Raw genomic sequence first — 4,735 nt, 5'->3', positions numbered from 1 at the left:
TGGATCAAGACCTGTCCCATCTTCGTGGATGCGGACCACAACGAGTTGAGCTTTTGGCTCATGTACGAACTGGAAACGGGCTACGACTTCGTTTATCTCGACGTGTCGGTGGACGGAGGCGCCTGGGTCCAGAAGGACATCTTCAGCGGAACCAAACTGGACTGGACGATGAAGAAGTACGATTTATCCGCCTACACCGGGGATATCATCGAGGTGCGGTTCCGCTTCTCCTCGGACAACAACCTCGCTCTCGAAGGCTTCTACTTCGACGACGTCCTTATGGCCGAGCAGACCTCGGATATCGACTCCGTGGCCTTCTCCGGTGAGGCCGTTGACGAGGGGATACTGCTCACCTGGAGACCGGACAACCCGGCGGAAATCACGGGGGTGAACATACTCCGCGAGGAAAAGGCGGGCTATGTCCGGCTGAACGAAACTCCCCTGGCCGTCGGACGCTACCTGGACCTCGATATCTCTCCCGAATCGAGCCACCGCTACGAGCTGGAAACGCTTGGCGTAGACGGTTCCAGGAGCCTTTACGGCCCCATCGAGGTGTCCGGATCGGGCGCCGGGGCGCGGGTCACGAGACTGGATCCCTGCTACCCCTGCCCGGCCGGGACCTTCACCACGATTCCCTTCACCCTGGCCGCCGATGGGACCGTCCGGATCGATGTGTACGACCTGGCCGGCCGCCTGGTCCAGACCGTCGCCCGCGGTGAATTCACGGCGGGGCGCCACGAGGTCCCCTGGGGGACCGAAAGCGTCGCCAACGGCGTTTACCTGATCCGCCTGACGGGCGGAGGGACGACGGCGACGCAGCGGATAGTCGTATCCCGATAACCGATTCACCGACGCAAACGGGGGGCCCACGGGTCCCCCTTTCACCTGCCCCGGCCTTTCCATCACCGGGGAAACGGCGAATTGACACGACGGGTGGGCCTTGGTAAGCTAGCGCCTCCCAAGAACGAATGAATAACCACATCCGGGGTGAAAAAATGAAGGTCGCTCTTTTCGTGGACGGCGTCAACATGTTCTACGCCCAGAAGAAGCTGAGCTGGCACCTGGACTACAAGCGCATCCTCCACCACTTCGTCCCCGACCCCGAAGACCTGTACAACGCCTTTTACTACACCGGTGTGCAGAACCCCACCGAGGCCAAGGAGGAGAACTTCCTCAACGCGCTGACCATGATGGGCTACACCGTGCGGCGCAAGAAGGTGAAGGTCATCTTCGACCTGGACTCCGGGGAGGAGATACGCAAGGCCAACCTGGACACCGAGATGGTCGTGGACATGTTCAACACGGTGGAGAACTACCAGCGCGCGATCATCTTCTCGGGCGACTCCGACTTCGAGCGGGCCCTGGAGCTCTTGCGCACCCGGGGCAAGGAGGTCATCGTCGTCTCGACCCGCGGGATGGTGGCCATCGAGCTCATAAACTCGGCGGACCGCTACTACGACCTGCAGTACCTGCGCGAGGATTTCGAGAAGCTGCCCGGCACCTAACCTCTTTCCAAAGCAAGAGGGAGGACTTTCGGGTCCTCCCTCTTTTATTTAAACTTAGCAGCTAGTTTCAGCGAACGCGGTCCGACCCGGCGGATCCGATTCCCGCCTATCCATCTCCCCGGCCATTCACACCGACGAGGTCCGCTCCGATGAGCTCGCCGGGATGGATCAGCCACCGACCGGCTTGTCCACGGGCTCCGGCCCCGCTACGACCGGCCGGCCGGTGTACGGGTCGAGCCCCAGGTAGTCCAGCACCTCGCGCAGAGTGAATCCGGGCAGGGTGCAACGGATCCGCGTGGTCGCCTTCCACTTGGGCCCCTCCTGGGTGCGGGCCGCGGCCAGCGCCTCCTCGATCAACGCGCGCTCGCTCTCGGAAAGGCCGGCGAAGGGGTCGTCCAGGGTCTCCTCCTCCGGCTTCTCCTCCCCGGCGAGGGACTCGCCCTCCAAGCTGCGTTTCTCATCGACCTGCGTCAGCTCCGTCTCCAGAATGTCGTAAGCGAACTCCACGTCGTAGGAGCGGTCCAGCTCGCGGTCGAAAACGGCGTCCACGGCGGCCAGGGAGTCGGAGCCGACCTGCGCGCAGTACCCCCGCAACTTCACCGCCGTGGCGTACCGGAAGCCGTCCTCGGTCACGAGGTTCCGGTCGAGCTGATCCAGCACCATCTCGCCCAGCTTGCCACACTCGAAGGAGTCACCCGAGGGGTAAAACGCGACCAGCTCGTCGAGTACCTGGCAGGCGTCGGAACTCTTCCCCTGGTCCAGCAAGAGGGCGCTCCAGAGCAGGAGCAGGTCCCCCTTGTTCTCCCCGTCGTTGTAGGTGTAGGCGAAGGTCACCAGGGTCAGGGCCCCCTCGTAATCGCCCTTCTGTCGAGCCTCCTCGGCCAGGCCCAACAGACGCTCCGTCTCGGCGTCGGAGAGGTTCCAGAAAAAGATGGTGGCGGTCACGTCCCCGTAAACATCCACCGTTTTGATGTTCAAAATAACGGCCAGCACCCCGGCCCCCAGGGTGACGACCACCAGAATCACGATGATGAGGGTGCGTTTTCCGGCCATTTTGTATGCGCTTTGACCCGTCAGTCACGCCGTTGCATAATCTACCAGACTCGGGGGAAGGGGTCAACTCGGAAACGGATGGGAGACGGTCGCCGATGGGTGCCGATGCCGGACAGCTCTATGTCGAGGTGGCGCTGAACCTGGACCTTCGGCGGCCCCTCACCTACGCCCTGCCGCCGGGGATGCGGGCCGAGCCGGGCGCCCGGGTCCACGTTCCGCTCCGGGGCGCGACCGCCCTGGGCTTCGTCATCGGCGTCTCCGACCGACCGCCAGAGGGGATGGACCCCGCCTCGATCCAGCCCGTGAAAGGGGTGCTGGACGAACGGCCCCTCCTCGACGAAAAACGGCTCACCCTGGGCCGCTGGGTGGCCGATTACTACTCAGAGCCCCCGGGCGTCACGCTGGACGCCATGCTCCCCGTGGGTTCCCGTACGCGCCGGATGTACGGCTTTGGCCCGTCGGGGCCGCCACTGGACCTGGGAGGGTTGGTCGCCGAAATCTGGAACCGGCTCCAGGACGGCCCCGTCAACAAACGCAGGTTGATTCACGGCCTGGGAAAGGTGGCAGCGGCGGCGCTGGACCGCCTGGTCGCCGAGGGCCACCTGCGCGCCTGGGAAGAGCCGGCGGCGGCGCCGGTCACCGCAAAGGAGAATCTCGCCGTTCGACTCACCGCCGATCCGCCGGATCTGGGGGATTTCGCGAAAAATTCACCCGCCGGGGCCCGCGCCCTGGCGTACCTGGTCTCCCACACCGCGGGCCGGGACGCCGTCTGGGCCGCCGATGTCTGCCGGTCGGCCGAGGTCGGCTACTCCACCCTTCACGCCCTGGAAAAGAAGAAGCTGGTGGAGCTCTTCTCCGTGGAGCGGCTCGACGAGGGTGACCCCGCCCCGCCGCCGCGCCACCGGCTCACCGACGAGCAGGGTCGGGCTCTGGAAAGGATAACCGGCTCGCTGGGCGGGTACGGCGCCTTCCTCCTCGACGGGGTCACCGGCTCGGGGAAGACCGAGGTTTACCTCCGGGCGACGGAGACGTGCCTGGCCGGGGGTCGGGGCGTCATCGTGCTGGTGCCCGAGATTGCCCTGACGGCCCAACTGATGCGCCTTTTCCGCCGGTGGTTCGGGGACTCCGTCGCCCTCCTGCACTCGCGGCAGGGGTTCGCCCAGCGCCGCTCGGAGTGGTTGCGTCTTTACGATGGAAAGGCCAGAGTAGCCCTGGGGCCGCGTTCCGCCGTGTTCGCCCCGGTGAGGAACCTCGGCCTGGTGGTGATGGACGAGGAGCACGAGGACGCCTACAAGCAGCAGGATAAACCGCGATACCACGCCCGGGAGGTCGCGGCCAAGCGGTGCCGGATCGAGGGGGCGGTCCTGGTGCTGGGCAGCGCCACCCCCAGCGTCTGGACGTCCAAGCTGGTTCAGGAGGAGAGGATCGAGCGGCTCCGGATCACCGAGCGGGTGGACGGGGCGAGCTTCCCCACGGTCCAGTTGGTGGACATGCGCGGCCGGCCCCGCGAGCAGCTCGTGCCCGTCGAACTCCTGGAGGCGCTCAACCACGAGATCGGGAAGGGGCGGCAGGCGATAGTCCTCCTCAACCGGCGCGGATTCGCCACCCAGATCCGGTGCGAGGCCTGCGGTTACATCCCCCTCTGTCCGGGGTGCGGCGTCCCCTTGGTGCTCCACGAACCTGTCGGAGAGCTGCGCTGCCACCACTGCGGGCACCATGAGGGCAGGCCGAAGGCGTGCCCCTCTTGCGGCGACCCGGACGCCCTGGGGATATTCGGCGCGGGCACCCAGCGGGTAGAGCAGGAGCTGGTCCGCCAGCTTCCCTTCGCCCGGGTGGTCCGGTTGGACACGGACACCGCGACCGGGGCCGCGGGACACGAGAAAGTGCTCTCCCGCTTCGCCGCCGGTCAGGCCGATATTCTATTGGGCACGCAGATGGTGGCCAAGGGGCTGCACTTCCCGAAAGTGACGCTGGTCGGCGTCCTGCGGGCCGACGCCGGGCTGGCCGTCCCCGATTTCCGCGCCGCCGAGCGGACCTTCACCCTTTTATACCAGGTCATCGGTCGGGCCGGGCGGGGGGTCTGGCCGGGGAGGGCGATTCTGGCCGCCCACGCGCCCGAGCATTACGCCGTGCAGGCCGCGGTCCGGAGCGATTACGATTTCTTCCTCACCGAGGAG

General features: G+C 65.9%; 4 protein-coding genes. 3 read left to right on the top strand and 1 reads right to left on the bottom strand.

What is annotated here, in order from left to right:
* Positions 1 to 840, top strand: an 840-nt coding sequence (locus NTW26_07895; protein MCX7022176.1) for a T9SS type A sorting domain-containing protein, incomplete at its 5' end; no start/stop codon positions are given.
* Between the two features lie 155 nt (positions 841 to 995).
* On the top strand, positions 996 to 1,505 hold the full coding sequence (locus NTW26_07890; GenBank protein MCX7022175.1) for an NYN domain-containing protein: 510 nt from the start codon (positions 996 to 998) through the stop codon (positions 1,503 to 1,505).
* 168 nt (positions 1,506 to 1,673) lie between these two features.
* Here NTW26_07890 and NTW26_07885 read toward each other — a convergent pair whose 3' ends face one another.
* Positions 1,674 to 2,558, bottom strand: coding sequence for a hypothetical protein (locus tag NTW26_07885; protein ID MCX7022174.1), 885 nt, complete (start codon positions 2,556 to 2,558; stop codon positions 1,674 to 1,676).
* Between the two features lie 95 nt (positions 2,559 to 2,653).
* On the opposite strand from NTW26_07885, the gene priA reads away from it, so the two are divergent.
* On the top strand, positions 2,654 to 4,735 hold a 2,082-nt coding region (priA, locus tag NTW26_07880; protein ID MCX7022173.1), incomplete at its 3' end, for a primosomal protein N'.

It is taken from the genome of bacterium (assembly GCA_026398675.1).
Classification (GTDB): domain Bacteria; phylum RBG-13-66-14; class RBG-13-66-14; order RBG-13-66-14; family RBG-13-66-14; genus RBG-13-66-14.
Note: the sequence above shows the minus strand (reverse complement) of the source record. Positions and strands in the feature narration are given on the sequence as shown.

Coding starts and splice junctions, on each gene's coding strand:
- NTW26_07885 (MCX7022174.1), bottom strand. CDS start 2,558: ATGGCCGGAAAACGCACCCTCATCATCGTGATTCTGGTGGTCGTCACC.
- NTW26_07890 (MCX7022175.1), top strand. CDS start 996: ATGAAGGTCGCTCTTTTCGTGGACGGCGTCAACATGTTCTACGCCCAG.